3 protein-coding genes are annotated in these 2,672 nt (G+C 71.7%); 2 read left to right on the top strand and 1 reads right to left on the bottom strand.

Features of this window, described 5'->3' with window-relative positions:
- Positions 1 to 49: 49 nt before the first annotated feature.
- Together AC13HU_RS35335 and AC13HU_RS35330 are read left to right on the top strand one after the other, a co-directional pair.
- Positions 50 to 2,191, top strand: a complete 2,142-nt coding sequence (locus AC13HU_RS35335; protein WP_483046091.1) for a chromosome segregation protein ParM — start codon at positions 50 to 52, stop codon at positions 2,189 to 2,191.
- Positions 2,192 to 2,269: 78 nt separating this feature from the next.
- Positions 2,270 to 2,431, top strand: coding sequence for a hypothetical protein (locus tag AC13HU_RS35330; RefSeq protein WP_483046090.1), 162 nt, complete (start codon positions 2,270 to 2,272; stop codon positions 2,429 to 2,431).
- A 16-nt stretch (positions 2,432 to 2,447) separates the two neighbouring features.
- Here AC13HU_RS35330 and AC13HU_RS35325 read toward each other — a convergent pair whose 3' ends face one another.
- Positions 2,448 to 2,609 (bottom strand): hypothetical protein, encoded by a 162-nt coding sequence (locus tag AC13HU_RS35325; RefSeq protein WP_483046089.1) that lies wholly within the window; start codon positions 2,607 to 2,609, stop codon positions 2,448 to 2,450.
- Positions 2,610 to 2,672 lie beyond the last annotated feature (63 nt).

Here is a 2,672-nt window from a genome sequence, read left to right as displayed (position 1 = left end):
GCCCTGCACCTCGCGGGGCCGCCCGTGCCCGTTCCCGAAGGAGCACCTGGTGACCACGCCGCGCAGTGTCGCGCTCGAACGCCTCGCCTACACCCTCGCCGCGCCTGTGCTGGCCGTGGCCCCGAACATCGCCCCCGACAGCCCCGTCAACACCGTCGTGCAGCTGGCTGGCGCCGCCGGCATCGGCGGCTGGGTCCTGGCCGCCAAGTCGGATGAGCCCGGCGCCGGACGCAAGATCCTGCGCTGGACCCCGCTGGTGCTGGCCGCCGCCGTCGACGTCGCCGCCCGCCACACCCCCGGCTTCGGCCCGTACTGGATGGACGGACTGCTCGCCGCCGGATGGGCCGCGGCCGGCTACCTGGTGCTGCCGTACTCCCGGCACGCCCGCCGCCGCCACCGCCCGGCCGCCGCAGTCCTGCCCCCGCAGCCCCAGCCCCAGGCAGCTGCCGAGCAGGAAGAGGCCGTGCCGGACGACGGCGCGGACCTGCTCACCCGTCAGGTGCGGATGCTGTGGGAGAACGCCGGGATGCCGGCCCGCACCCACATCGTCTCCGTCACCCGGCACCTGGCGATGCACAACGACCTGACCGTGCTGCTGCGCGCCAGCGAGCCCGGGCGCCCGATCACCGGCCTGACCGAGGCCGCGGTCGCCGCGGCGTTCGGCGTGCACGCCGACGACGTGACGCTCGCCGACGTCGCCGTGCAGCCCGGCCGGCAAGGCGGGCCCGGCTGGATGGAGGCCCACATCACCCCCGACGCCAACCAGCGCCGCCGCACCGCGCCGACCGACCAGGAGCGCTGGACGGACGGGGTCGCCGGCCCCAAGGGCGGTGCCCCCGGCTCCGTCCTGATCCACACCAGCCGCGACAACGAGCGCGGGGTGACGTTCTACCGGGCGAAGATGGCCGACCGCACCGAGACCCCGCGCGTCGACCTGGCCAAGGTCTGCCGCGCGCTGAAGCTGCCCGAGGACGACTCCTGCGTGTTCGTCCTCATCGACGGCAACGAGTTCCTCATCTCGGCTTTCGACGAGCCGCCGCTGTCGCAGATCTTCCCCGCGACCCGCGAGCTGCTCACCCCCGACGCCAAGGGCATGTACGTGTGCGGGTTCACCATCACCGGCCAGCCGGTGAAGAACATGGTGTTCCAGCACGACAAGAACGCCGCCGCCCACGGCCTGATCCTCGGGGTGACCCGCTCGGGCAAGACGCAGTACTTCGCGATCAACATGGCCGCGCAGTCCCTGGCCGGCCAGGTGGTGTGGCTGTCCACGGTCCGCAAAGACGAGAAGACCACGGTGCTGGGACGGTACATCGACCGGCAGGGCTCGAACGCGCTGTGGATGGCCCGCCAGCTGCGCGCGGCCAAGGCGTTGTGCGAGATCCGGGCGGAGATGCCCTGGCCGCACGACGGCCAGCCGCACGACTACAAGCCCGGCGACCCGCGCTGCCCCTACGCGCAGTTGAACGTGTACGCGGATGAGTACATGACCGCAGCCCAGGACGCCCTGTTCGGCGAGGACATCCAGACCAACGGCGACGACCTGACGGTGACCGGCCTGAAGTACGGCATCGGCTTCGACCCCGCCGGCCAGTCCCCGTTCGCGCACAACGGGTTCAGCACGGAGATGAAGGACAACCTCCGGCAGAACTCCCGCCCGGTGATCTTCAACATGGGCTCGCCCGGCGCCACCCGCAAGGCCGCGGAGGGCACCATGGAGAACCCCTACGACGTGCCGACCATCCCGGCCCGCTACTCCCGCCAGGAAGGCTCCGCGATCGAGCGGGCCATGCGCGGCGAAGCCGACCCGGAAAACGGCGTCTCCACCGGCGGCGTCGCCGTCATCGTCCTCGACAACGGCCGCGCCGTCCTGATGCGCAGCCTGTACGCGGACTTCGACACCGACCTGTCCGACCTGTTCCCCGACCAGGTCAACCGGCTCACCGACCACGAGATCGCGGAGTTGGAGAAGCGCGGCCTGTGGGGCGACTGGAACCGCGACCCCGACCCGGGCGAGTTCTGGCCCGAGCCCGAAGAGGACGACGGCGACGGCGAGGGCCGCTCCCGCCGGCGTAGCGGAGGCGGCAAGGGCGGGGGCGGCAAGCGCAGCTCCGGGGCCGGCAACCGCTCGGAGAAGGTCGCCTCCGCCCGCCAGGCGCTGGAGGCCATCAAGAACCTCACTGACGCCTGATCACACCCATCCACTCCGTGGGGCCAGCCGTGCTCGAGCACGGCCGCCCCACCCCATTCCGAAGGAGCACCACCCGCCGTGGCCCTGTCGATCTCGATCTCCGCCGCCGTGCTGCTGGGCATCATCGTCGTCGTCCTGCTCAAGGGCGGCTACGTCCGCTTCGGCTCCGCACTGACCTGCGCGGCCCCGTCCATCAACAGCGCCCTCACCTCGATCGCCGGAGCGCTCTCCAGCCTCTGACCGAAGCCCCCGGGACCTACGCCTCGGTCCAGGGCGGGTCGGGGGTGTAGTTCAGGCCGTCGCAGAAGCGGCAGTACCACTCCGACGGGATCTCCCACTTGTCGACCCACCAGCCGACCTGGCGGCCCACGAAGTAGTTGTCGCCACCGCACCACCCGCACTCGAAGACGAACTCCACCCGATCCCCCTTCCCGCGCCTGTCCGTTCGAGGATGCCGCCGACGCGGCACAGTGGCTACCCC

The organism is Streptomyces sp. NH27, assembly GCF_056859195.1.
This window is presented reverse-complemented; position numbering and strand designations above follow the sequence as displayed.